Origin of the sequence: Rhodococcus sp. ARC_M12, assembly GCF_022810385.1 — a bacterium.
GTDB lineage: Bacteria > Actinomycetota > Actinomycetes > Mycobacteriales > Mycobacteriaceae > Rhodococcoides > Rhodococcoides navarretei.
Genome location: NZ_JALGQI010000013.1, coordinates 1 through 23,516 on the forward strand (window position 1 = coordinate 1; position 23,516 = coordinate 23,516).

Genomic DNA, 23,516 nt, shown 5'->3' on the forward strand with positions numbered 1-23,516 from the left:
CGCAGAGTTACGGCGGCCATAGCGGAGGGGAAACGCCCGGTCCCATTCCGAACCCGGAAGCTAAGCCCTCCAGCGCCGATGGTACTGCACTCGACAGGGTGTGGGAGAGTAGGACACCGCCGAACACCCGTTGTAAAAAGGGGACCCACTTGGTGGGTCCCCTTTTTGCGTTTGTACCGAAATCCGAAAGGACGCCCGTGTCGGAAGACAACAACGATCGTCGCCCCTCCCGAGGGGACGGCGGCAACCGCCCGAGCGAGTCCCGAGACCGCAACCCCCGCGCTCAGGACCGCCGCGGAGACCCGCGTCGTTCGGACGGTCCTCCCCGCAGGCGTGGCGGTGAAGGTGGGTTCTCCGGCGATCGCCGCGGAAACAGCGCGTCGTCGGACCGTCGACCGCCGCGTCCCGATGAGCCGGATCTACCCGACGAGGTCGAAGCCGGACAGCTCGAACCCGCAGTACGTCGAGACCTGCTGAGCTTGGACAAGAACAACGCAACCGCCGTCGCACGTCACCTCGTGATGACCAGCAGGCTGCTCGACGACGATCCGCAGTTGGCGCTGCTGCATGCGCGCGCTGCTCGTCAGCGAGCCGGCCGCATCGCCGTAGTGCGCGAAACCGCAGGGATCGCTGCGTACCACGCCGGCGAGTGGGCCGAAGCATTGTCGGAGCTTCGCGCCGCTCGGCGGATGGCCGGCGGACCGGGTCTGATCGCTGTGATGGCCGACTGCGAGCGCGGACTCGGCCGACCCGAGCGCGCGATCGAACTCGGTCGCAGCGACGAAGCGCGTGAGTTGACCGGCGAGGAAGCGTCGGAGCTTCGGATCGTTGTGGCAGGTGCCCGAATGGATCTGAACCAGTACGACCAGGCCGTCGTCACTCTGCAGACCCCGGACCTCGACGCATCTCGCTCGGGAACCGCGGCTGCTCGCCTGTTCTACGTCTATGCAGATGCTCTCGTTGCGGCGGGTCGCGTCGACGAAGGTGTGAAGTGGTTCCTCAACGCTGCCGCAGCCGATGTCGATGGTGAGACCGACGCGGAAGAGCGAGTCGAGGAGCTGTCCGGAGGCAATCGGTGACGATGCTGCGTGATCTCCACGACGTTCTACTGCTCGACCTCGACGGCACCGTCTATGCCGGCAAGGACCCTATTCCCGGTGCAGTGGAAGCACTGTCGGGTGGTTCGGAGAAGCAGTACTTCGTCACCAACAATGCCAGCCGAGCCCCCGAGGACGTTGCCGAACATCTGCGTGGTCTCGGCTTCGACACCACGGCAGAGTTCGTCGTCACCAGTTCCGAGGCCGGTGCCCGTGTGTTGGCGGGCAAGCTGGACCCAGGTTCTCGCGTGCTGGTCGTCGGCACCGACGCGTTGGCGGACGAGATCACCAAGGTCGGTCTAGAACCGGTCAGGTCTGCCGACGACGACCCGGTCGCAGTGGTGCAGGGTCACTCGGTCGACACGGGCTGGAAGATGCTGGCCGAGGCCGTCCTCGCCATCCGTGCGGGTGCGCTGTGGGTGGCCACGAACATCGATGCCACCCTGCCGACCGAGAGAGGACTCGTTCTGGGGAACGGGTCGATGGTCGCAGCGGTTCGCAACGCCACCGAGATCGAGCCGATCGTGGCAGGCAAGCCCGCTGCCCCGATCATGCACGACGCCATCGAGCGCAGCGGAGCACGCTCAGCACTGGTCGTCGGAGACCGGCTCGACACCGACATCGCCGGCGCGAACGAAATTGGCCTGCCGTCGCTGCTGGTGCTGACCGGCGTCAGTACCGCTGCCGAGTTGTTGCGTGCTCCTCGGCATCTGCGGCCCACTCACATCGGCACCGATCTCGGAGTCCTGAACGAGGACGAGACGGCGTCGTGCGTCGGTAGCAAGACCGGCTGGACGGTCGGCATCGAGAACGAGGTGCTGTCGGTGCGGTACGGCGGCGACGGTGCGCCGAATGCGTTCGAGGGTGCGCTCGCGACACTGAACGTCGCCTGGTCCGGCTCGACCTTCTCGGACGTTCACTTCGAGGGGGATCGACTCGACGATCTGCGTTCGCTGCTCGGGTGCTGACACAGCATTCGACCGCGGCGTTCGGAGAGCGGCGGCGATCGGGCGTTCGTCGGACCCATCCGATAGCGTGAGAGGCGATGAGCGCGTCTATCCCACTACCAGGACAGCACCGGCCGAGCAGTGCCGGCGATGAACCGTCGGCAGATCCGGACACCGTTCGCACCGAAGTTTCCTCGCTGCTGAATCAGCTCACGATCGAGTCGACGGACCACGAGGGATCAGAGACTGTGGACGCCGACGCCGACGCCCTCGCGCGCGACGCAAGTCTGCTGGACCGGGCGCACGAGGTACTCGTACGTGCCCTGACCACCGTCGACAAGACCTGACGTGGCTCGTCGCGCACGTGTCGACGCCGAATTGGTTCGGCGTGGACTCGCCAGATCCCGTGAGCACGCTTCGGAGTTGATCGACGCAGGCCGAGTGAAGATCGCCGGGACCGTGGCCTCCAAGCCTGCGACTGCGGTGGAACCGGGTACGCCTCTGCTGGTCGCGGAAGAGGACAACGAGGTCTCGTGGGCCTCACGCGGCGCACACAAGCTGCTCGGTGCACTCGACGCATTCGAGCCTCTCGGTTTGACGGTCGAGAACGCTCGTTGTCTGGACGCCGGTGCGTCCACCGGTGGGTTCACCGACGTTCTACTCAGTCGAGGCGTTCGTGAAGTCGTTGCTGTCGACGTGGGGTACGGGCAGCTGGTGTGGCGCCTGCAATCCGACGCCCGAGTGCACGTGATCGACCGCACCAACGTCCGGTCGATCGACGCCGACACGATCGGCGGACCGGTCGACGTGATCGTTGCAGATCTGTCGTTCATCTCGCTGAAGCTCGTTCTTCCCGCATTCGTTGCATGCTCGAAGCCGGGCACCAACATGGTGTTGATGGTCAAGCCGCAGTTCGAGGTCGGCAAGGATCGAGTGGGTTCCGGCGGTGTGGTTCGAAATCCCGCGCTGCGAGCCGAAGCCGTCGAGGACGTGGCCAAGGCGGCCGTCGGCGTGAACCTCACGGTGCAGGCGGTGGCAGCAAGCCCACTGCCGGGGCCGTCGGGCAATGTCGAGTACTTTCTGTGGCTGAGGGCAGGTGCAGGCGAGGAATCGCCACGCGCCGACATCACGGAACTCGTCCGGCTCGCGATCGAGGAAGGACCACAGTGACTCCGTCCCATGCGGCACCGGAACTGGAGTCGACCCGAGAAATACTTCTCGTCGCCCATCCCGGTCGACCGGACATCGCCGAGACGGCCCGCCGCGTAGGCAAGGTGTTCGACGAAGCAGGTATCTGCCTTCGCGTGTTGGTGGACGAGGTCGAGCCATCGAAGATCGAGGCTTCCGATACGGAGGAACACGACCACGTGTTCGTTGCGGACATGAAGCTCAACGTCGTCGAGTTCGGCCCCGACGCGGCCGCAGGGTGCGAGATGGTCCTCGTCCTGGGCGGTGACGGCACCTTCCTGCGCGCAGCCGAGCTCGCTCGAGCAGCCTCCATTCCGGTGCTCGGCATCAACCTCGGACACGTCGGGTTCCTGGCCGAGGCGGAGGCCGACCATCTCGAAGATGCGCTGGCTCGCGTCATCGCCGGTGACTACCGCATCGAGCAACGCATGACGCTGGACATCGCGGTTCGCGTCGGAGATCAGGTGGTCGATCGCGGCTGGGCGTTGAACGAGGCGAGCATCGAGAACGGGTCCCGGCTCGGAGTGCTCGAGGTGGTCCTCGAAGTCGACGGTCGACCGGTGTCCGCCTTCGGGTGTGACGGCGTGCTGATCTCCACGCCGACGGGTTCGACGGCCTACGCGTTCTCGGCCGGTGGACCGGTGGTGTGGCCGGAACTCGAAGCGATACTGGTCATTCCGAGCAACGCACATGCTTTGTTCGCGCGCCCGCTCGTGACCAGTCCCGAGTCGATCGTCGCGGTCGAGATCGATGCCGGTGGACACGCGGGATTCGTGTTCTGCGACGGCAGGCGCACGCTGAGCCTGCCTGCCGGCGCTCGCGTCGAGGTGGTGCGGGGAGCGTCACCGATCAAATGGGTTCGACTCGATTCGGCACCGTTCGCCGATCGCATGGTCAAGAAATTCGAACTGCCCGTGACCGGGTGGCGGGGGAGAGCGAGGTAGGGATGCTCGAAGAGATTCGGATCGACAGCCTCGGAGTCATCTCCGGTGCCAGTGCACAGTTTCACGAGGGGCTGACCGTACTCACCGGCGAGACCGGTGCCGGTAAGACCATGGTGGTCACCAGTCTGCACCTGCTGTCGGGTGCCCGCGCCGACGCAGGCCGGGTTCGGCTCGGAGCGCAGCGCGCGGTGGTCGAGGGACGATTCAGTACCGACACCGCGTCGGAGCAGGTGATCGAGGACGTCGACAAGGTGCTCGAGTCCTCGGGAGGTCAACGCGACGAGGACAATTCGATCATCGCCGTACGTACCGTCAACTCCGACGGTCGTTCTCGTGCGCACCTCGGTGGGCGCAGTGTGCCCGCGTCGGTGCTGTCCAACTTCACCGACTCGTTGCTGACGGTGCACGGTCAGAACGATCAGCTGCGTCTGCTGCGTCCCGACCAGCAGCTCGGCGCACTGGACAGGTTCGCCGGCGACACAGTGGCGTCGCTGGTCTCGAAGTACCGCACCGCGCGCAAGACGTGGCTCGACGCGCGCAACGAGCTGATCGATCGCACCGAACGAAGCCGTGAGCTGGCACAGGAAGCGGACCGGCTGCAGTTCGGACTACAGGAGATCGACTCCTTGGCACCGGAGCCGGGCGAAGATCGCTCGGTGGCCGAGGACGTGCGCCGGCTGGGGGACCTCGATTCGTTGCGGGAGACCGCGGAAGGTGCTTCGGCGGCTCTTGTCGGGAGCACCGAGGAGGCGTCGGACACGGCCTCGGCGTTGTATCTGCTGGGCGAGGCGCGCTCTCGCCTCGAACACGCCGAGGACGCCGCTCTGACCGAGCTGCTGCCGCGACTGAACGACGCGATGGCCATCGTCGGCGACATCGGGGCAGACCTCACCTCGTACCTGACGGATCTGCCGTCCGATCCAGGCGCGCTCGACTCGATCCTGAATCGGCAGGCCGAGCTGAAATCGCTGACGCGCAAGTACGCCGCCGATGTCGACGGTGTCATCGCCTGGGCGGAGGATGCCCGTGAGCGCCTCTCGCACATCGACACCTCGGCCGATGCTCTCGCCGAGCTGAGCTCCAAGGTCGACGCGGCTGCGGTCGACGTGGCGGCAGCTGCCGCCAAGCTCAGTGCGGCACGGGCGAAGGCGTCGGTGAAGCTCTCGAAGGCGGTCAGCGTCGAGCTGGCGGGCTTGGCGATGGGAAAAGCCAAGCTGCAGATCGATGTTCGCGCACTGCCCGCCGGGCCGTCGGACACGGCTCCGATCGTCGTCGACGGCACCGAACTGCATGCGGGCAGCAATGGCGTCGACGAGGTCGAGTTTCGCCTGTCCGCGCACGACGGTGCCCAGGCTCTGCCGATCAGCAAGAGTGCGTCGGGCGGTGAGCTGTCGCGGGTGATGTTGGCGCTCGAAGTGGTGTTGGCGGGCTCGGACAAGGGCGCGACGATGGTCTTCGACGAGGTCGACGCCGGAGTGGGTGGACGTGCGGCCGTCGAAGTCGGGCGTCGACTCGGCCGATTGGCTCGCACGCACCAGGTCATCGTGGTCACCCACTTGCCGCAGGTCGCAGCGTTTGCCGACACGCACCTGGTGGTCGACAAGACCGATGCGAAGAAGGGTGCGGCGAACAGTGGGGTTCGGACGCTGTCGTCGTCGGAACGCGTCGTCGAGCTCGCGAGAATGCTCGCGGGTCTGGACGATACGGAGACCGGTCGCGCGCATGCCGAGGAGCTGCTGGCCACCGCAAACGCCGATCGAGCAGCGCTGTAACTTTTGGTGCTGATGTGATCAGTGTGGTAGTTGTTTCGGCGCGCCTCCATCGCCGGGCGTGTCGATCGGGTCATCATGGTCCTCATGAAGATGCCGGCACTGCTGTCACGTAGTCAGGATTCGCTGCCCGGAATCACTGGGATCGCGCGAGTCGATCGCAGCACGGCCAAGCTCCTCAAACGGGTCGGCCCCGGTGACATCGTCGTGCTCGACGAGCTCGACCTGGACCGGCTGACCGCCGATGCGCTCGTCGAGGCAGGGGTGCTCGCGGTCGTCAACGCGTCGCCCTCGATCTCCGGGCGCTACCCGAACCTGGGTCCCGAGGCCATCGTCGCCAACGGGATCACCTTGATCGACTCGGCCGGCACCGAGATCTTCAAGAAGATCAAGGACGGCACCAAGATTCGCCTCAACGACGGTGGTGTCTACACCGGCGATCGGCGCCTCGCCAAGGGTGACGAGCAGAGCGAAGCCGAGATCTCGGACAAGATGATCGAGGCCAAGACGGGTCTGGTCGACCATCTGGAAGCGTTCTCGGGCAACACGATCGAGTTCATTCGAACCGAGAGTCCGCTGCTCATCGACGGCGTCGGCGTGCCGGACATCGACATCGACCTCAAGGGTCGTCACGTGGTGATCGTGGCCGACGGTCCCGGTCACGCCGAGGATCTGAAGAACCTCAAGCCGTTCATCAAGGAGTACTCGCCCGTCATCATCGGCGTCGGCGCAGGTGCCGATACCGCGATGAAGGCGGGTCATCGCCCTGATCTCATCGTCGGCGATCCCGAGGACGTCACGGCGCAGACGCTCAAATGTGGTGCCGAGGTGGTGCTTCCGGCAGATTCCGACGGACACGCGCAGGGCCTCGAACGCATTCAGGATCTGGGTATCGGTGCCATGACGTTCCCGGCCACCGGTGCCGCTGCCGATCTCGCACTGTTGTTGGCCGATCATCACGGGGCCTCGCTCATCGTGTCGGTCGGTAGTCCGGCCAGCCTGGACGAGTTCTTCGATCGCGGTCGACGCAACACCAACCCGGCCGCATTCATGACGCGTCTGAAGGTCGGTGCCAAGCTGGTCGACGCCAAAGCTGTGGCGACGCTGTACCGCAGCCGCGTGTCCGGCGGCGCGATCGCCCTGCTGATTCTGGCGGCGCTCGTTGCCGTGATCGTGGCGTTGGCCGTGTCCAACATCGGCGGTGAAGCGTTGGATTGGGCAATCGATCTGTGGAACCGGTTCGCTCTGTGGTTCCAGGGGTTGCTTTCGTGATTTCGCTTCGCCAACATGCCATTTCGCTGGCAGCGGTCTTCGTGGCACTGGCCATCGGCATAGTGCTCGGTTCGGGTCTGCTGTCGAGTGGACTGGTCTCTGGCCTCCGAGACGACAAGACCGGTCTCGAAACTCAGGTGGACGATCTGCAGGCGACCAACAATCAGCTCGGTGAGCAACTCAACTCGGCCGACGGCTTCGACGCCGCGGTGTCGGGCCGGGTGTTGCGCGATGCGTTGGTCGATCGCAGTGTTGTGGTCATCACCACCCCCGATGCCGACCCCGGGGATGTCGACGGAGTCACGCGGTCGATCGGAGCGTCGGGTGCCACCGTCACCGGCCGGGTGTCACTGACCGATTCGTTCGTCTCCGCTGCGAACGGTGACGATCTTCGTACGCGCCTGACCAACGTCATTCCGGCCGGCGTGCAGTTGCGTACCGGCGCGGTGGACCAGGGCAGCCTCGCCGGAGACCTGCTCGGTTCGGTGCTGCTGCTCAATGCGGAGACCGCTCAGCCACAGTCGACTCCCGAGGAGCTCTCACTGGCGCTGGAGACGCTGCGTAGCGGTGGGTTCATCGCCTACGACAACGGTGCCGTCGCGCCCGCTCAATTGGCTGTGGTCGTCACCGGTTCCGGCACCTCGGACGTGGAGGACGGCAATCTCGGTGCCATCGTCGCGCGGTTCGCGGGCGCTCTCGACTCACGTGGCGCAGGCGCGGTACTGGCGGGCCGATCCGGCGCGGCGGAGGGCAACGGCTCCATCGCTGTCGTGCGGGCCGATTCGGCGCTGTCGTCCGCGCTCAGCACCGTCGACAACGTCGACCGTGAAGCAGGACGGATCACCACTGTTCTCGCCTTGGCGGAGCAGCTGGACGGGGCGTCGGGCCGCTACGGCACCGGGCCGAACGCGAACGCCGTGACCGTCGGAGCGCCGGCGAGCTGATCGCCGTCGGAACGAGCGTGTCGTTGGCGGTGAGGTAGGTACTGGTGTTACCGTGAAGTCCCGTGGGTAGCAGGCCCAATTTCCACGCTTCACCTCTCTTATCAGCCCCCTGATAGGAGCAAGCCCTGCAGACTCGTCACGGGAGCCTCATTGTCACGCCTTCAGTCGCGTTCCGACACCAAGCACATTTTCGTCAGTGGGGGCGTTGCGTCCTCACTCGGAAAAGGCCTGACGGCATCCAGCCTCGGCCAGCTACTGACCGCACGCGGACTGCGCGTGACCATGCAGAAGCTCGATCCGTACCTCAATGTCGATCCCGGCACGATGAACCCGTTCCAGCACGGTGAGGTCTTCGTTACCGAGGACGGCTCCGAGACCGACCTGGACGTCGGACATTACGAGCGGTTCCTCGACCGCGATCTGTCCGGGTTCGCCAATGTCACCACCGGCCAGGTCTACTCGACGGTCATCGCCAAGGAACGCCGCGGAGAGTACCTGGGCGACACCGTTCAGGTCATCCCACACATCACCGACGAGATCAAGCGCCGCATTCTCGCGATGAACGGCCCGGACCTCCAGGGGCACCAGCCGGACGTCGTGATCACCGAAATCGGCGGCACCGTCGGAGATATCGAGTCGCAGCCGTTCCTCGAAGCTGCGCGTCAGGTGCGCCACGACGTCGGCCGCAACAACGTGTTCTTCCTGCACGTGTCGCTCGTTCCGTTCCTGGCTCCGTCCGGTGAACTCAAGACCAAGCCCACCCAGCACTCCGTCGCAGCACTGCGCAGCATCGGTATTCAGCCCGACGCGTTGATCCTGCGTTGCGATCGCGACGTGCCGCCGGGACTGAAGAACAAGATCGCGCTCATGTGCGACGTCGACGTCGACGGCTGCATCTCCACGCCCGACGCGCCGTCGATCTACGACATCCCCAAGGTGCTGCACAAGGAAGGCTTGGACGCGTACGTCGTCCGTCAGCTCGGTCTGCCGTTCCGCGATGTCGACTGGACCATCTGGGGCGGTCTGCTCGAGCGCGTCCACCAGCCACGCGAAACCGTGCGCGTCGGCCTGGTCGGCAAGTACGTGGACCTGCCCGACGCGTATCTCTCGGTCACCGAGGCGCTGCGTGCGGGTGGATTCGCTCATCGCGCCAAGGTCGAGATCAAGTGGGTTCCCTCCGACGAATGCTCGACGCCTGCGGGGGCGCAGGCCGCATTGGGCGACGTCGACGCCGTGCTCATTCCCGGTGGTTTCGGTATCCGCGGCATCGAGGGCAAGCTCGGGGCCATCGAGTTCGCACGCACACGCAAGATTCCGTTGCTGGGTTTGTGCCTCGGACTGCAGTGTGTGGTCATCGAGGCGGCTCGTTCGGTCGGTCTGACCGATGCCAATTCCGCCGAGTTCGATCCGGACACCAAGGATCCGGTGATCTCCACCATGGCCGATCAGGAAGACGCCGTCGCCGGTGACGCCGATCTCGGTGGCACGATGCGCCTCGGTGCCTACCCGGCAACCCTGCAGAAGGGCTCGGTCGTCGCGGCGTCGTACGGCACCGAGAGCGTCTCGGAGCGGCACCGTCATCGCTACGAGGTCAACAACGACTACCGGGACCGAATTGCCAAGAGCGGCTTGGTGTTCAGCGGTACCTCTCCGGACGGCCACCTGGTCGAGTTCGTCGAGTTGCCTGCCTCGGTGCACCCGTTCTTCGTCGCCACTCAGGCGCATCCGGAGCTCAAGAGCCGGCCCACCCGTCCGCATCCGCTGTTCGCGTCGCTGATCAACGCCGCGCTCAAGTACAAGGCCGCGGAACGTCTGCCCGTCGACGTGCATGGAGATGCCGTGCAGACGGAGGAATCGGACGCCGCCGCCGAGACCGTTGGATGACCGAGTCCCGGCACGAGTTCACCACCCTCGACTCGTCGGTGCCGTACTCCGGTGCCATCCTCGCGCTCCGGCTCGATCAGGTCGCGATGCCGAACGGTCGTCAGGCCGAGCGTGAGGTGATCGAGCATCACGGTGCGGTCGGGATTCTGGCCGTCGACGATCAGGACCGAGTGGCGATGATCGAGCAGTACCGGCACCCCATCGGTCGACGCCTGTGGGAGTTACCTGCCGGCCTGCTCGACGCGCCGGGGGAGCAGCCGGTGCTGGCAGCCCAGCGTGAGCTCGCCGAGGAAACCGGGCTCGCCGCCCAGACGTGGTCGGTTCTGGTCGATGTGCTCGCCTCGCCCGGGTTCACCGACGAGGCCGTGCGGATCTTCCTCGCTCAGGATCTGACCGAGGTCGATCGGCCCGAGGCCCACGACGAGGAAGCAGACATAAAGCTTTCCTACGTGCCACTGGACGAGGCCGTCCGTCGCGCGCTGTCGGGCGAGATCGTCAACGCATCCGCCGTGGCCGGGGTGCTCGCTTTCGCTGCGGCGCGCGCCGCCGGTACCGAACTGCGCCCGGCCGATGCGCCGTGGGCGGATCTACCCACTGCGTTCGAGAATCGGAAGAGTTCACGAAAGTAGCCACCGTGATCGGGCAGCAGATCGGCACGTACCTCGACCATCTGGTGGTCGAGCGCGGTTCGGCACCGAACACGGTGTCGTCCTACCGTCGCGATCTGGTGCGGTACGAGCGCTTTCTGAGTGGTTACGGCATCACCGATCTGGCGAAGGTCGCCGAGAACGACATCACCGAGTTCGTGCTCTATCTCCGGCGCGGCGACGACGAATATCCTGCTCTCGCAGCGAGTTCGGCTGCTCGGACGTTGATCGCGGTGCGGGGTCTGCACCGATTCGCGCTGGCCGAGGGCATGGTCGACCGCAACGTCGCGAGTGAGGTCAAGCCGCCCCAGCCGGCGAAGCGACTACCGAAGTCGCTCCCCGTCGACCAGGTCGTGGCGTTGCTCGAATCGGCGTCGGTCGCCGGCCCCGACGCGCCACGAGGGCTGCGAGATCGAGCCTTGCTGGAACTGCTGTATTCCACCGGAGCTCGCATTTCCGAGGCCGTCGGGCTGGACGTCGACGACATCGACACCGAGGCCCGCTCGGTGCTACTGCGCGGCAAAGGCGGTAAGCATCGCATCGTCCCGGTCGGACGACCCGCGATCGAGGCCGTCGACGCCTACCTGGTGCGTGGGCGGCCGGGGCTGGTCTCGCGCTCGAACCCTGCGCTGTTCCTCAACGTCCGGGGCGGCAGGTTGTCTCGGCAGAGCGCGTGGCAGGTGTTGCAGGATTCCGCACAAAGGGCGGGAATCACCGCAGGGGTCTCACCGCACGTCCTTCGACATTCCTTCGCGACTCATCTGCTCGACGGTGGTGCCGACGTCCGCGTCGTGCAGGAGTTGTTGGGGCATGCATCGGTGACGACGACGCAGATCTACACCCTCGTGACCGTCAACACGCTGCGCGAAGTGTGGGCCGGCGCGCACCCGCGGGCGAGATAGCACGAGGCCGGCGGTCGTGTGTCAGCGTGTCCGATGACATTGCCGGCGCACCAAGCGGTAGCGTTTGCCAGATCTACTCGAAGACGAACGGGACAGGGGAGCGCTGGAACGTGTCGACACCGCAGCCGCCAGCGGCGGAGTCAGCTTTGGATCATCCACATCTCGACGGCGCCCTGTTCCAGACGCGTCAACCGGAATCCAGTCGGGAGACACGCGACATCATTCCTGCTCCGAACGAGCTCGGGCCCACGGGTCGTATGACCCGGCCGGTCCCGGATCCGCAGCCGTTGTCCAGTCACGGCCCGGCCAAGATCATTGCAATGTGCAACCAGAAGGGTGGCGTCGGCAAGACGACATCGACCATCAATCTCGGTGCCTCGCTGGCCGGCTACGGCCGCCGCGTACTGCTCGTGGACCTCGACCCGCAGGGCGCACTGTCCGCGGGATTGGGCGTCGCACATCACGAGCTCGATCTGACGGTCTACAACCTCCTCGTCGAAGCGAAGGTCTCGGCCGACGACGTGTTGATGCGCACCCGCGTCGAGAATCTCGATCTGCTGCCCAGCAACATCGATCTCTCCGCGGCCGAGATTCAGTTGGTCACCGAGGTCGGCCGGGAGCAGACGCTCGGGCGGGTGCTGCATCCGATTCTCGATCGTTACGACTACGTCCTCATCGATTGCCAGCCGTCCCTCGGTCTGTTGACGGTCAACGCGCTCACGTGTGCCGACGAGGTGCTGATCCCGATGGAGTGCGAATACTTCAGCCTCCGCGGGCTGGCGTTGCTCAACGACACCGTCGAGAAGGTGCGCGATCGTCTCAACCCACGTCTGAAGCTGGCCGGCATCGTGGTGACGATGTTCGACGCCCGCACGCTGCACTCGCGTGAGGTGATGACGCGAGTGGTCGAGGTGTTCGGCGACGTCGTCTACGACACGGTGATCACTCGTACCGTCCGATTCCCGGAAACCAGTGTCGCCGGAGAACCGATCACTACCTGGGCTCCCAAATCCGGCGGCGCACAGGCGTACCGCGCCCTTGCGCGCGAGGTGATCTACCGGTCCGGTCCGTGACCGTCGACGCTGCCGACGACGCCCCGATCGAGGTTCCCGCCGACGCGGATCCGTCGAAATTCAGGGTGCGGTTGCTCAACTTCGAGGGCCCGTTCGATCTGCTGCTGTCGCTGATCAGTCAGCACCGCATGGACGTCACCGAAGTGGCGTTGCACACCGTCACCGACGATTTCATCTCGTTCACCAAATCGCTCGGTGCCGATGTCGGTCTCGATCAGACGACTGAGTTCCTCGTCGTCGCCGCCACACTGCTCGATCTCAAGGCGGCACGGTTGCTGCCCTCGGGTGATGTGGAGGACGCCGAGGATCTGGCTCTACTCGAAGTACGGGATCTACTGTTCGCGCGGTTGCTGCAGTACCGCGCGTACAAGCAGGTTGCTCTGCTGTTCGGTGAGCTGGAAGCTGCTGCGTTGCGGCGCTATCCGCGATCGGTGTCGGTGGAGGACAGGTACGCAGACCTGATTCCCGAGGTGCTTCTCGGCGTCGACCCGGCCACGTTCGCCGACATCGCCGCAGCGGCCTTCAGACCCAAGCCGATTCCCCAGGTGGGACTCGATCACATCCATCAGCACGCGGTCTCGATTCCCGAGCAGGCGGCGTGGTTGCTGGAGAATCTGCAGGGCCGAGGACTGAACGAGTGGGCGTCGTTCTCGGAGTTGGTGCAGGACTGCGAGGTGCAGGTGGAAATAATCGCTCGATTCCTGGCGTTGCTGGAGCTGTTCCGGCAACAGGTGATCGCATTCGAGCAGCCTGAGCCGCTCGGCGATCTTCGAGTGAGTTGGACCGGTAAGGACGAAGGACCCATCGTGGTCACGGAAGAGGACTACGCATGAGTGCCGATCCCGAACTCGAGCTCGAGGACGTCGAGGATTCCGAGGAGCTCGACGACACCACTCTCGCGTCGGCGCTGGAAGCTGTGTTGCTGATCGTCGACACTCCCGCCTCGGACGAGCAGCTCGCCTCGGCCGTGGGTGCATCGGTGGCCCGCGTGCGCGCGGCCTTGACGGCGATGGCCGCTGCACTGACCGAACGAACCAGCGGAATCGACCTTCGGTACGCCGGTGACGGATGGCGTTTCTACACCCGAACCGCCTATGCGCCGTACGTCGAACGGCTGCTTCTGGACGGCGCTCGGTCCAAGCTCACACGCGCGGCATTGGAAACCCTGGCCGTGATCGCATATCGTCAACCGTTGACCCGCGCGCGAGTCAGCGCCGTGCGAGGAGTCAATGTCGATGGAGTGATGCGTACGTTGCTCGCCCGTGGACTGATCTCCGAAGCAGGAACCGACCCGGAGACGACCGGCACGATGTACTGCACCACCGAGTTGTTCCTCGAACGGCTCGGGCTCGCATCGCTCGGTGATCTACCCGAACTGGCACCGCTGTTACCGGGTGTGGACCTGATCGACGAGATCAGTGACAGCATGGACACCGACCCGAGAACGACCCGCTCCACCAAGAACCGCGGATCGAAACCCGATCCGGCAGCCGAGCTCGACTCGGACGACTGATAGGTAAGACAAGTGAACAAGCCCGCTCGCCGTGATGGCACACCGGACCGTAACAAGAGACAAGACCCACGCAGGAAGCCGACCGCAGGTAGGTCGGACACTCCGCGTGACGCGCGCCGCGGAGATCGCACCCGCGACGCTGCACCCCGTGACGGGGCTCCCCGTACCGGAGCACCTCGCGCTGGAGCCCCGCGCACCGGGGGACCTCGCGCAGGCGCACCCCGTACCGGAGCTCCTCGCACAGGAGCCCGACCTGCCCCTCGCCGTGGCGTCGAGCAGGACGACTCGTTCGACCACAAGCCTGCCGAGACCGGCGTCAACGACCGCAGCAACGACGCTGTTCCTCGTAAGAAGCCCTCGCGTCCCAAGCCGCCGAAGCCGCAGAAGAAGCAGGTTCCGTCGACCACGATCAGCAACGCCAAGCCCGCGAAGCATCAGCACACCGATTCCTCGCCTCGCAAGCACGTGCCTGCCGGTGAAGGTGTGCGTCTGCAGAAGGTACTCGCGCAGGCCGGTGTCGCGTCGCGTCGCGCAGCCGAGGAACTTATTGCCGACGGCCGCGTCGAGGTCGACGGACGCATCGTCACCGAACAAGGCATCCGCATCGATCCGAACATCGCTGTGGTCCGGGTCGACGGCACCCGCGTGGTCGTGAAGGAAGAACTGGTTCATCTCGCGATGAACAAGCCGCGTGGATGGCAGTGCACCATGTCCGACGATCTGGGACGCCCGTGCGTCGGCGACATCGTGTCCGAGCGGGTTCAGGCGGGGCAGCGACTGTTCCATGTCGGCCGCCTCGACGCCGACACCGAAGGGCTGTTGCTGTTCACCAACGACGGTGATCTTGCCCACCGCCTGATGCACCCGTCGTTCGAGGTGTCGAAGACCTACCTCGCGACGTTGTCGGGCACCATTCCCCGCACACTCGGCAAGCAGCTGCGTGAGGGCGTCACCCTCGACGACGGCCCGGTGAAGGTCGACGGTTTCCAGCTGCTCGACATCTCCGACGGCAAGTCGCTCGTCAAGGTGACCCTGCACGAGGGCCGCAAGCACATCGTGCGTCGGTTGTTCGACAAGGTCGGTTTCCCGGTCGGACGACTCGTACGTACCGATGTCGGCAACATCGTGCTCGGCGATCAGCGTCCAGGGACACTGCGTGTTCTGGGTCGCGGCGAGATCGGCAAGCTCTACGAATCCGTAGGCCTGTGATGAGTGCGCTCGTCGTGGCGATGGACGGGCCCTCGGGCACCGGTAAGTCGTCGGTATCGCGCCGGCTCGCGTCGGCACTGGAAGCAAGCTACCTCGATACCGGTGCGATGTACCGCGTCGCGACGGTGTGGGTGCTGCGTTCGGGCGTCGAGCCCACCGATGCGGAAGCAGTCGCGAAAGCTGTTGCGGCGCTTCCCCTCGAGATCGGCAAGGACCCGCTGTCCGAGACCGTTCTGCTCGACGGTGAGGACGTCAGCGGCGAAATCCGTGGCGATGCGGTCACCAAGGCCGTCTCAGCCGTCTCTGCTGTGCCTGCGGTGCGCGAGTTGTTGGTGCAGCTGCAGCGCGACCTTGCGAGCTCCTCGACGCGAATCGTGGTGGAGGGCCGCGACATCGGCACCGTCGTTCTTCCCGACGCCGACGTGAAGGTGTTCCTGACTGCCTCGCCGGAGGCGCGGGCAGAGCGTCGCAACAAGCAGAACATCGAACAGGGTCGCGGCGACGACTACGAATCCGTGCTCGCGGATGTGCAACGCCGCGATCATGCAGATTCGACGAGAGCAGTGTCACCGCTTCGTCCCGCCGAGGATTCGGTGATCGTCGATACCAGCGAGCTGGATCTCGACGGCGTGATCGAGCGTTTGCTGCTCGTGGTGAACGACAGAAGTGGAGCAGTCCAGTGAGTGAAGAATTCTTCTCCGGCGCAGCGGAAACCGCGGGCGACGGAACATGGAGCGACGAGGGCGAGTGGGAATACGTCGACCTCAACGAGGGCGAAGACGGCGAAGATGCCGTAGCCGTACCGACTCTCGCCGTGGTGGGCCGACCGAACGTCGGCAAGTCGACGCTCGTCAACCGCATCATCGGACGGCGTGAAGCAGTGGTCGAGGACGTTCCCGGCGTCACGCGCGACCGCGTGTCGTACGAGGCGAACTGGAGTGGTCGACGCTTCCTGGTGCAGGACACCGGCGGTTGGGAACCCGACGCCAAGGGTCTGCAGGCATCCGTTGCGCGCCAAGCCGAGTTGGCCATGCACACCGCCGACGCGATCCTGTTGGTCGTCGACGCACGTGTCGGTTCGACGACGACGGACGAGGCAGTGGCGCGAGTGCTGCGCCGGTCGAAGACGCCGGTTCTGTTGGTGGCCAACAAGGTCGACGACGGCCGGACCGAGTCCGAGGTCGCCGCACTGTGGTCGCTGGGGCTGGGGGAGCCGCTGTCGGTGTCGGCCACCCACGGCCGCGGTACCGGTGATCTGCTGGACCGTGTGCTCGAGGCCTTGCCCGAGACCCCGCGTGAGGGAATCCCCGGTGGGGGACCCAGGCGTGTCGCTCTGGTCGGTAAGCCGAACGTGGGCAAGTCGTCGCTGATCAACAAGCTCTCGGGTGACGAGCGCTCGGTGGTGCACGATGTTGCCGGCACCACTGTCGACCCCGTCGACTCATTGGTGGAATTGGGCGGCAAGACATGGCGATTCGTCGATACCGCCGGACTGCGCAAGCGCGTCAGCCATGCCAGTGGTGCCGAGTTCTACGCGTCACTGCGGACGAAGTCTGCTATCGAGGCCGCCGAGGTCGCGATTCTGCTTCTCGATGCCTCCGAGGTGATCTCGGAGCAGGACATGCGTGTGCTCAGTATGGTCGCCGATGCCGGCCGCGCGTTGGTGTTGGCGTTCAACAAGTGGGACCTGGTGGACGACGATCGTCGTCAGCAGCTCGAGAAGGAGATCGATCGCGATCTCGCTCGGGTGCCGTGGGCGCAGCGCGTGAACATCTCGGCGCAGACGGGCCGTGCGGTGCAGAAGCTCGTGCCTGCGCTCGAGACGGCTCTGGAGTCCTGGGACAAGCGTGTGCCCACCGGCAGGTTGAACACGTGGCTCAAGGAAGTCGTGGCGGCCACTCCGCCGCCGATGCGTGGTGGACGTCTGCCGCGCATCATGTTCGCGACGCAGGCGAGCACACGGCCGCCGACATTCGTGCTGTTCACCACTGGCTTCCTCGAGGCCGGCTACCGCCGATTCATCGAGCGGCGTCTGCGTGAAGAGTTCAACTTCGACGGCAGCCCCGTACGCGTCTCGGTGCGTATCCGCGAGAAGCGGGAACGGCCGGGCAAGGGCAACAACCGCTGAAGTAGTCCGACCCCGCCCCTGAGCAGGCGATTTCCTCTCAGGGGTAGGGCTGGGGTAATCTCAGCAAGCGCCTTTCGAGGCGCGGCGGGCTGTGGCGCAGCTTGGTAGCGCACTTGACTGGGGGTCAAGTGGTCGCAGGTTCAAATCCTGTCAGCCCGACATAGATCGATGTACGTCAAAAGCGGTTCCGGAGCGGTCCGGGACCGCTTTCGTCGTTCGAAGAATGGGCTCGCTGCCGCTCAGTTTCACTACTCGTTCCTTGGTTGCTTTTCGGTGTCCACAGACGTCCGCCTCGACCGCCCTGACTGAGCGGAGGGTTCGGGCGCTTCGACCGCGTGAATCTCGAATCCCGGATCAACACCTTGTGGGAACCGCTCGAGCCCTGACGGCGGTCGGCCACGTGCGTTCGCGCCGAGCGTCCTGGTTCCTTATGCCGGGTGATTCAGTTGACCTAGCAAGGGCCGGTGTCCACCTTGTAAATTGCAATTTTCGCACCGTCTGGCGTGAAACGCCAGTTCAGCGTAGTTTCTCGTCATCCCTGACGGTCACCTGCGCTAGGCAGCAGATATGGACTACCGACCAGCCCGAGCAACCTCGGCAACCGCTTCCAAGGGCACTACGGGGTTCGTATCGTCGACAGTTGGGCCCTACACGCGGCGTACGTCGCCAACGCCTATGTCGGCGTGATCGAATCTGCGATCGAAAATCCCTCGGTGACAACAGAATTCGCACTGGATGTTGGAGGCCCCACTCGATCATCGACGTAGTTCGCGCGCGTCGCCCTCCGGTGTCGGAAGTCGTCCGCCCGATTCCGAGATGTTTCATCGCGGTAGCGCGTCAGCGCGTCGGAAGGCCGGGCAGTAGCATCGAGAATGTCGATTCGAGTGCCTGTGGAAGGTCGCGCCCCGGTCCGCCGATCCAGTATTCGTGCGCCGTCAACATCGCCGCGAGCACGGCATGTCCGACGGCGATCGGGAACAGGTCCGTCTTGGAAGAGCCGCTCCGAATAGCGGCGAATTCGGCCGCCGCATCCTTCCACTCGGCAAATCGAAACGACGCATGCGTTTGGACGGACGGTACTTTCAGCACCAATTGTGCCCGCTGGTAGGCCCATTGGTGCTGCTCCGACGGGTAGGTCAACGCCGCGACAATGGACCGCGTCAACACCTGTTCATAGGGAGCAGAGCCGTCGTCGGCCGCCAAGTTCTCGCGTAGCCGGGCGAGTTCAGAGGGCGATTCCACCCACAGCACGTCTGCCTTGGTCGGGAAGTATCGAAAGAACGTGCGTCTGCTGACTCCGACTGCGGACGCGATGTCCTCGACGCTCGTTTCGTCGAAACCCTTCTCGAGGAACAGTTGCTGTGCCGCAGCGGCCAGTTCGTGCGGACTGGTCGCCGACGGACGCCCTCCGCTGTCACCGTGTGCCATTCGATCATCCTCGCATCTGGAAACGCGTACCTTCTGACACCGTGTGACATAAGCTGAGATCCACATCACACGTTCATGTCAGGAGCGCAGCATGGGTTCACTCGAGGGCAAAGTCGCCTTCATCACCGGAGCTGCGAGGGGGCAGGGCCGCAGCCACGCGATAGCGCTTGCAAAGGAAGGCGCGGACATCATTGCCGTCGACGTCTCGACCCAGGTCGACACCGTTCCGTACCGCACTGCAACCGCCGATGACCTGGCCGAAACCGTTCGGCTGGTCGAGGCACTCGATCGTCGCATCATCGCCTCCGAGGCCGACGTTCGCGACCTGGCCGCACTGACCACAGCAGTCGACTCCGGTGCCGCTGAACTCGGTCGCGTCGACATCGTCATCGCGAATGCCGGCATCAACACGATGTCGCCGGCTCTCGAGATGGAGGAAGTCATGTGGCAGACGATGATCGACATCAACCTCACCGGCGTCTGGAAGACCGTCCGTGCCGCGGCACCGCATATCGTCTCGGGCGGCCGCGGCGGATCCATCGTTATCACCTCGTCCTTGGCATCGATGGTCGCGAACGAAAACATCGCCCACTACACCGCCGCGAAGGCCGGCCTGGTGGGTTTGATGCAGGTACTTGCCAAGGAGTTGGGGCCACAGAGTATCCGCGTCAACACGATCCATCCGACGACCGTGGCCACCCCGATGATCCTCAACGACGCAACATTTCGCCTGTTTCGCCCCGACTTGGCCGAACCGACCCGAGCCGACTTCGAGGAAGCCGCACTGACGCTCAACACGCTCCCCGTTCCCATGATCGAGTCAGAGGACATCTCCAATGCTGTCCTCTACCTCGTCTCGGACGCCGGGCGATACATCACCGGAACCACACATGTGGTCGATGCAGGAGGACGACTCTGATGGGACTTCTCGACGGCAAGACAGTTCTGATCACCGGCGGCGCGCGTGGACAGGGTCGTGCTCACGCGCTGGTCTCGGCCCGCGAGGGTGCCGATGTCATTCTGGTCGATATCGCTGATCAGATTGCGACGGTTCCGTACGCGATGGCGAAGGAGAGCGACTTGGCCGAGACGGTGAAGCAGGTCGAAGCCTTGGACCGGCGGGCACTGAGTGTCGTTGCCGACGTTCGGGATCAGAGCCAGATGGACACGGCGGTGGCGTCGGGGATCGCGGAGTTCGGCAAGATCGACGTACTCATCGCGAATGCCGGAATCTGGACCCAGGGCCCGTTCTGGGAACTTTCCGAGCAGTCGTGGGACGACATGATCGGCGTCAACCTCACCGGCGTCTGGAAGTCGGCGAAAGCTGTTGCCCCGCATATGATCGAGCGTCAAGCCGGTTCCATCGTCATCACCTCGTCCGTGAACGGACTCGAACCCGGTCAGAATTACGCGCACTACGTGTCGGCGAAGCACGGCGTCATCGGGTTGATGAAGAACATTGCGCTGGAACTGGCACCCCACGGAATTCGATGCAACTCGATCAACCCGGGGGCGATCAAGACCCCCATGACCGACCATCAGGGTGCCTGGGACATGTTCGCCGGTCACGAGGGCGGCACCGAAGAGGACATGATGGCGGGTGGTTACAGCTTCCATGCGTTGAAGGGGCACACGTTCATGCCGCCCGAGGTGATCGCGAACACCGCTCTATATCTCAACTCGGACCTCGCCGCCGCCGTGACCGGTGTGACGATTCCAGTCGACGCCGGTCATATGATCTTGCCCGGTTTCAACCACGCGCCTGTCGAATAAGAGTGATTCACAAGGATATTGCGGGTGTTCGGCCGGGACAGAGCCGAGGATTCGACCATTTCGGTCACTTCTGCACTCGGTGTCGGATACGTTCGAGGTATGTCCTCCGCAACGGACATCCTGCCGTGAACGTACCCGGCCAGTCGCCGAACCGTTCTGTGCCCGAGATGTTTTCGACGATGAACAAGGAAGTTCGATCATGGGAAAGCTCGACGGAAAAGTAGCCTTCATCACCGGTGCCGCACGCGGCCAGGGGCGTAGTCACGCTCTGAGGCTGGCGCAGGACGGTGCCGACATCATTGCGATAGATATCTGCCGACAGATCGAGACGGTCGCGTATCCGATGAGCACATCCGAGGATCTGGCGCAGACCGTGAAGGAGGTGGAAGCGCTCGATCGCCGCATAGTGGCCAGAGAAGCCGACGTTCGCGATTACGACGCACTCAAAGCCGTTGTCGACGGTGCCGTCGCCGAACTCGGGCCGATCGACATCATCCTGGCGAATGCCGGTATAGCTCCGCAGGGCGCGAAAGCCGTGAGTGAGGCGACAACGTTCCGCGACGTTGTCGAGGTCAACCTGTTCGGGGTATGGAACACGGTGCAGGTCGGCGTGCCGAGCATGATCGAGAAAGGGCAGGGAGGTGCGATCGTCCTGACGAGCTCGACCCAAGGATTGTCGGGCGCGGGCGGCAACGGCACCGGCGCAGGCGACGGCTACGCCGCCAGTAAGCACGCGGTCGTCGGGCTCATGCGCACCTTTGCGAACTGGCTGGCCCAGTATTCGATTCGTGTGAACACCGTGCATCCGACGGGCGTGAACACGCCGATGGTGATCAACGACGTGATGCAGACGTGGCTGACGGAGAACGCAGACGCTGCCTCGATGATCGGAAACCTGATGCCGGTCCCCATGCTCGAAGCACTCGACATCAGCAACGCGATCGCCTGGCTGGTTTCGGACGACGCCCGGTACGTCACCGGAGTCACCTTGCCGGTCGACGCTGGCTTCCTGGCGAAGTAGACCGATCGATCATGGGAAAGCTCGACGGAAAAGTAGCCTTCATCACCGGTGCCGCGCGAAGTCAGGGCCGCAGCCACGCGCTGCGGCTCGCACAGGAAGGTGCCGACATCATCGCCGTCGATCTGTGCGATGCGGTCGACACCATCGAAATGTATCCGCCCGCAACGGAAGCCGACCTTGCCGAGACGGTGAGGCAGGTCGAGGCGCTCGACCGCCGCATCGTCGCCACCAAGGCCGACGTTCGGGACTCCGCAGCATTGCGCAGGGCCGTCGACGGCGGCGTCGCCGAACTCGGTCGCCTCGACATCGTCCTCGGCAACGCCGGCGTCTTCGAGATCGCACCGGCTCTCGATATCACCGACGATGCCTGGCAGAACATGATCGACGTCAATCTGACGGGTGTGTGGAACACATGCCGTGCCGCGCTACCGCATCTCATCTCCGGCGGTCGCGGCGGTTCGATCGTATTGACCAGTTCGACGGCAGGTCTCAAAGGAACGCCCAACACGGTGCACTACACCGCCACCAAGCACGGGGTCGTCGGCATCATGCGCGCGCTGGCGAACGAGTTCGGGCAGTACAGCATTCGCGTGAACACCGTCCATCCGACCGGCGTCGATACGGTCATGATTCAGAACCCCAAAACCTGGGGGCTGTTTCTGCCGGACGATCCGAATCCGACTCGCGAGAAGGCAGAAGCAATCTTCGCGACGACGAATGTCCTACCGATTCCGTGGGTGGAAGCGATCGACATATCCAACGCGATCGCCTTCCTCGTCTCGGACGACGCCCGCTACATCACCGGCGCGACACTTCCTGTAGATGCGGGGTACACGATCAAATGAGCGCAACATTGTCGATCGGTGAGGTGCGGCAGCGAATCGCGGCGCGCGTCGTCGGTCGTGATCGTGAACTCGACCTGCTTCTGGCGGCAGTCGCGGCCGGTCGAGACCTCCTCATCGAGGGCCCGCCCGGCACCAGCAAAAGCACTCTGCTCGGCGCGATCACGGCCGAATGGAATATCCCGCTGCTCTTCGTCGAGGGCAACGCCGATCTGACGCCTGCGCGAATTGTCGGACATCACAACCCCGCTCGCGTACTGCGCGAGGACTACAGTGAGGACAACTTCGTGCCGGGCCCGCTGATCGAGGCGATGCGGACCGGCGGATTTCTCTACATCGAAGAGTTCAACCGCGCACCCGAAGACACCCTCAACACGCTGCTCACCGCGATGGCGGAACGACGTATCGCGATCCCCCGAGTGGGGACGGTCCACGCACTCCCGACGTTCCGCGTGGTAGCGTCGATGAACCCGTACGACAACGTCGGCACAACTCGTCTTTCCACGAGCGTCCACGACCGGCTGTGTCGCCTTGCCATCGGGTACCAGGATGCCGAGGCCGAACGCGGAATTGTTGCTCTCCGAACAGAATCGGACTCGTTCCGCCTCGTCGCAGACGCGGTGGCGATAACGCGGATGACCCGGGAACATGAGGACATCCTCCAGGGCAGCAGCGTACGCGGGGCGATCGATCTCACGCTCGTCGCCCAGCAGCTCGCTGATCTACGGGAGGTGACGATTCCCGTGGACTCCGATGTCGATCCGCCCCGCAACTTGCCCGAGGACTATCAGCAGTCGATGCTCGATGCGATGTACGTGGCATTGTCCGGGCGCATCCACGTCGACGAGACATCGGACGCCACACCGGAAATGATCCTGTTCACCATCTGGCAGGATCACTTCGTTCTCCGCCCCGCCGCGGCCGCCCCCGGTTGA

Annotated in this window: 23 protein-coding genes, 1 tRNA gene and 1 rRNA gene; 24 read left to right on the forward strand and 1 reads right to left on the reverse strand. The window is 64.6% G+C overall.

Annotated elements, in window-relative coordinates; genetic code table 11:
• The first annotated feature begins 8 nt into the window (after window positions 1-8).
• The 19 genes from rrf to MTX35_RS17005 all read left to right on the forward strand — a co-directional run bounded on the left by rrf (window position 9) and on the right by MTX35_RS17005 (window position 17,676).
• Window positions 9-125, forward strand: a 5S ribosomal RNA gene (gene rrf / locus MTX35_RS16915).
• A 72-nt stretch (window positions 126-197) separates the two neighbouring features.
• A complete protein-coding gene (locus MTX35_RS16920) occupies window positions 198-1,079 on the forward strand; it encodes a hypothetical protein (RefSeq protein ID WP_243596085.1) in 882 nt (293 codons plus the stop codon).
• The gene (locus tag MTX35_RS16925; RefSeq protein ID WP_243596086.1) at window positions 1,076-2,065 is read left to right on the forward strand and encodes an HAD-IIA family hydrolase; all 990 of its coding nucleotides are present in this window, start codon (window positions 1,076-1,078) and stop codon (window positions 2,063-2,065) included. The genes MTX35_RS16920 and MTX35_RS16925 overlap by 4 nt, the downstream gene beginning before the upstream one ends.
• Before the next feature lie 77 nt (window positions 2,066-2,142).
• Window positions 2,143-2,391, forward strand: coding sequence for a hypothetical protein (locus tag MTX35_RS16930; RefSeq protein ID WP_243596087.1), 249 nt, complete (start codon window positions 2,143-2,145; stop codon window positions 2,389-2,391).
• A 1-nt stretch (window position 2,392) separates the two neighbouring features.
• On the forward strand, window positions 2,393-3,214 hold the full coding sequence (locus MTX35_RS16935; RefSeq protein WP_243596088.1) for a TlyA family RNA methyltransferase: 822 nt from the start codon (window positions 2,393-2,395) through the stop codon (window positions 3,212-3,214).
• Window positions 3,211-4,176 carry an NAD kinase gene (locus tag MTX35_RS16940; protein WP_243596089.1) on the forward strand — a complete coding sequence of 322 codons (966 nt, stop codon included), beginning with the start codon at window positions 3,211-3,213 and terminating at the stop codon, window positions 4,174-4,176. Before MTX35_RS16935 ends, MTX35_RS16940 begins: the two co-directional genes overlap by 4 nt.
• Window positions 4,177-4,178: 2 nt before the next feature.
• Window positions 4,179-5,948, forward strand: coding sequence for a DNA repair protein RecN (gene recN, locus MTX35_RS16945; RefSeq protein ID WP_243596090.1), 1,770 nt, complete (start codon window positions 4,179-4,181; stop codon window positions 5,946-5,948).
• 84 nt (window positions 5,949-6,032) lie between these two features.
• Complete coding sequence (steA, locus tag MTX35_RS16950) at window positions 6,033-7,217, forward strand: putative cytokinetic ring protein SteA (protein WP_243596091.1); 1,185 nt, start codon at window positions 6,033-6,035, stop codon at window positions 7,215-7,217.
• Entirely contained in the window at window positions 7,214-8,161 is a 948-nt protein-coding gene (locus MTX35_RS16955) for a copper transporter (protein ID WP_243596092.1), read from the forward strand. The genes steA and MTX35_RS16955 overlap by 4 nt, the downstream gene beginning before the upstream one ends.
• 150 nt (window positions 8,162-8,311) lie before the next feature.
• On the forward strand, window positions 8,312-10,045 hold the full coding sequence (locus MTX35_RS16960) for a CTP synthase (protein WP_243596093.1): 1,734 nt from the start codon (window positions 8,312-8,314) through the stop codon (window positions 10,043-10,045).
• Window positions 10,042-10,674: an NUDIX hydrolase gene (locus tag MTX35_RS16965; protein ID WP_243596094.1), complete on the forward strand. Its 633-nt coding sequence runs from the start codon at window positions 10,042-10,044 to the stop codon at window positions 10,672-10,674. The genes MTX35_RS16960 and MTX35_RS16965 overlap by 4 nt, the downstream gene beginning before the upstream one ends.
• A gap of 5 nt (window positions 10,675-10,679) precedes the next feature.
• Window positions 10,680-11,594, forward strand: a complete 915-nt coding sequence (gene xerD / locus MTX35_RS16970) for a site-specific tyrosine recombinase XerD (protein ID WP_243596095.1) — start codon at window positions 10,680-10,682, stop codon at window positions 11,592-11,594.
• A 146-nt stretch (window positions 11,595-11,740) separates the two neighbouring features.
• A complete protein-coding gene (locus tag MTX35_RS16975) occupies window positions 11,741-12,667 on the forward strand; it encodes a ParA family protein (protein WP_279393439.1) in 927 nt (308 codons plus the stop codon).
• On the forward strand, window positions 12,664-13,500 hold the full coding sequence (locus MTX35_RS16980) for a ScpA family protein (RefSeq protein ID WP_243610223.1): 837 nt from the start codon (window positions 12,664-12,666) through the stop codon (window positions 13,498-13,500). The genes MTX35_RS16975 and MTX35_RS16980 overlap by 4 nt, the downstream gene beginning before the upstream one ends.
• Entirely contained in the window at window positions 13,497-14,180 is a 684-nt protein-coding gene (gene scpB, locus MTX35_RS16985; protein ID WP_243596097.1) for an SMC-Scp complex subunit ScpB, read from the forward strand. Before MTX35_RS16980 ends, scpB begins: the two co-directional genes overlap by 4 nt.
• Window positions 14,181-14,192: 12 nt before the next feature.
• Window positions 14,193-15,389 carry a pseudouridine synthase gene (locus MTX35_RS16990; RefSeq protein WP_243596098.1) on the forward strand — a complete coding sequence of 399 codons (1,197 nt, stop codon included), beginning with the start codon at window positions 14,193-14,195 and terminating at the stop codon, window positions 15,387-15,389.
• Window positions 15,389-16,072: a (d)CMP kinase gene (gene cmk, locus MTX35_RS16995; protein WP_243596099.1), complete on the forward strand. Its 684-nt coding sequence runs from the start codon at window positions 15,389-15,391 to the stop codon at window positions 16,070-16,072. Before MTX35_RS16990 ends, cmk begins: the two co-directional genes overlap by 1 nt.
• Complete coding sequence (der, locus tag MTX35_RS17000; protein WP_243596100.1) at window positions 16,069-17,517, forward strand: ribosome biogenesis GTPase Der; 1,449 nt, start codon at window positions 16,069-16,071, stop codon at window positions 17,515-17,517. The genes cmk and der overlap by 4 nt, the downstream gene beginning before the upstream one ends.
• Before the next feature lie 85 nt (window positions 17,518-17,602).
• Window positions 17,603-17,676 (forward strand) — tRNA-Pro (locus MTX35_RS17005).
• A 678-nt stretch (window positions 17,677-18,354) separates the two neighbouring features.
• On the opposite strand, the gene MTX35_RS17010 is transcribed toward MTX35_RS17005, so the two are convergent.
• Window positions 18,355-18,945: a TetR family transcriptional regulator gene (locus MTX35_RS17010; RefSeq protein WP_243596101.1), complete on the reverse strand. Its 591-nt coding sequence runs from the start codon at window positions 18,943-18,945 to the stop codon at window positions 18,355-18,357.
• Window positions 18,946-19,036: 91 nt separating this feature from the next.
• On the opposite strand from MTX35_RS17010, the gene MTX35_RS17015 reads away from it, so the two are divergent.
• The 5 genes from MTX35_RS17015 (at window position 19,037) to MTX35_RS17035 (ending at window position 23,516) form a co-directional block, all read left to right on the forward strand.
• Window positions 19,037-19,864 (forward strand): mycofactocin-coupled SDR family oxidoreductase, encoded by an 828-nt coding sequence (locus MTX35_RS17015; protein ID WP_243596102.1) that lies wholly within the window; start codon window positions 19,037-19,039, stop codon window positions 19,862-19,864.
• The gene (locus tag MTX35_RS17020) at window positions 19,864-20,718 is read left to right on the forward strand and encodes a mycofactocin-coupled SDR family oxidoreductase (protein ID WP_243596103.1); all 855 of its coding nucleotides are present in this window, start codon (window positions 19,864-19,866) and stop codon (window positions 20,716-20,718) included. Before MTX35_RS17015 ends, MTX35_RS17020 begins: the two co-directional genes overlap by 1 nt.
• 199 nt (window positions 20,719-20,917) lie before the next feature.
• Window positions 20,918-21,739 (forward strand): mycofactocin-coupled SDR family oxidoreductase, encoded by an 822-nt coding sequence (locus MTX35_RS17025; protein ID WP_243596104.1) that lies wholly within the window; start codon window positions 20,918-20,920, stop codon window positions 21,737-21,739.
• Window positions 21,740-21,750: 11 nt separating this feature from the next.
• Entirely contained in the window at window positions 21,751-22,584 is an 834-nt protein-coding gene (locus tag MTX35_RS17030; RefSeq protein WP_243596105.1) for a mycofactocin-coupled SDR family oxidoreductase, read from the forward strand.
• Window positions 22,581-23,516 carry a MoxR family ATPase gene (locus tag MTX35_RS17035; protein WP_243596106.1) on the forward strand — a complete coding sequence of 312 codons (936 nt, stop codon included), beginning with the start codon at window positions 22,581-22,583 and terminating at the stop codon, window positions 23,514-23,516. The genes MTX35_RS17030 and MTX35_RS17035 overlap by 4 nt, the downstream gene beginning before the upstream one ends.

Excerpts from the sequence above, each read along its gene's own strand:
- MTX35_RS16930 (WP_243596087.1), top strand. The coding sequence starts at position 2,143 with ATGAGCGCGTCTATCCCACTACCAGGACAGCACCGGCCGAGCAGTGCC.
- recN (WP_243596090.1), top strand. The coding sequence starts at position 4,179 with ATGCTCGAAGAGATTCGGATCGACAGCCTCGGAGTCATCTCCGGTGCC.
- steA (WP_243596091.1), top strand. The coding sequence starts at position 6,033 with ATGAAGATGCCGGCACTGCTGTCACGTAGTCAGGATTCGCTGCCCGGA.
- MTX35_RS16965 (WP_243596094.1), top strand. The coding sequence starts at position 10,042 with ATGACCGAGTCCCGGCACGAGTTCACCACCCTCGACTCGTCGGTGCCG.
- scpB (WP_243596097.1), top strand. The coding sequence starts at position 13,497 with ATGAGTGCCGATCCCGAACTCGAGCTCGAGGACGTCGAGGATTCCGAG.
- cmk (WP_243596099.1), top strand. The coding sequence starts at position 15,389 with ATGAGTGCGCTCGTCGTGGCGATGGACGGGCCCTCGGGCACCGGTAAG.
- MTX35_RS17010 (WP_243596101.1), bottom strand. The coding sequence starts at position 18,945 with ATGGCACACGGTGACAGCGGAGGGCGTCCGTCGGCGACCAGTCCGCAC.
- MTX35_RS17015 (WP_243596102.1), top strand. The coding sequence starts at position 19,037 with ATGGGTTCACTCGAGGGCAAAGTCGCCTTCATCACCGGAGCTGCGAGG.
- MTX35_RS17020 (WP_243596103.1), top strand. The coding sequence starts at position 19,864 with ATGGGACTTCTCGACGGCAAGACAGTTCTGATCACCGGCGGCGCGCGT.
- MTX35_RS17025 (WP_243596104.1), top strand. The coding sequence starts at position 20,918 with ATGGGAAAGCTCGACGGAAAAGTAGCCTTCATCACCGGTGCCGCACGC.
- MTX35_RS17030 (WP_243596105.1), top strand. The coding sequence starts at position 21,751 with ATGGGAAAGCTCGACGGAAAAGTAGCCTTCATCACCGGTGCCGCGCGA.
- MTX35_RS17035 (WP_243596106.1), top strand. The coding sequence starts at position 22,581 with ATGAGCGCAACATTGTCGATCGGTGAGGTGCGGCAGCGAATCGCGGCG.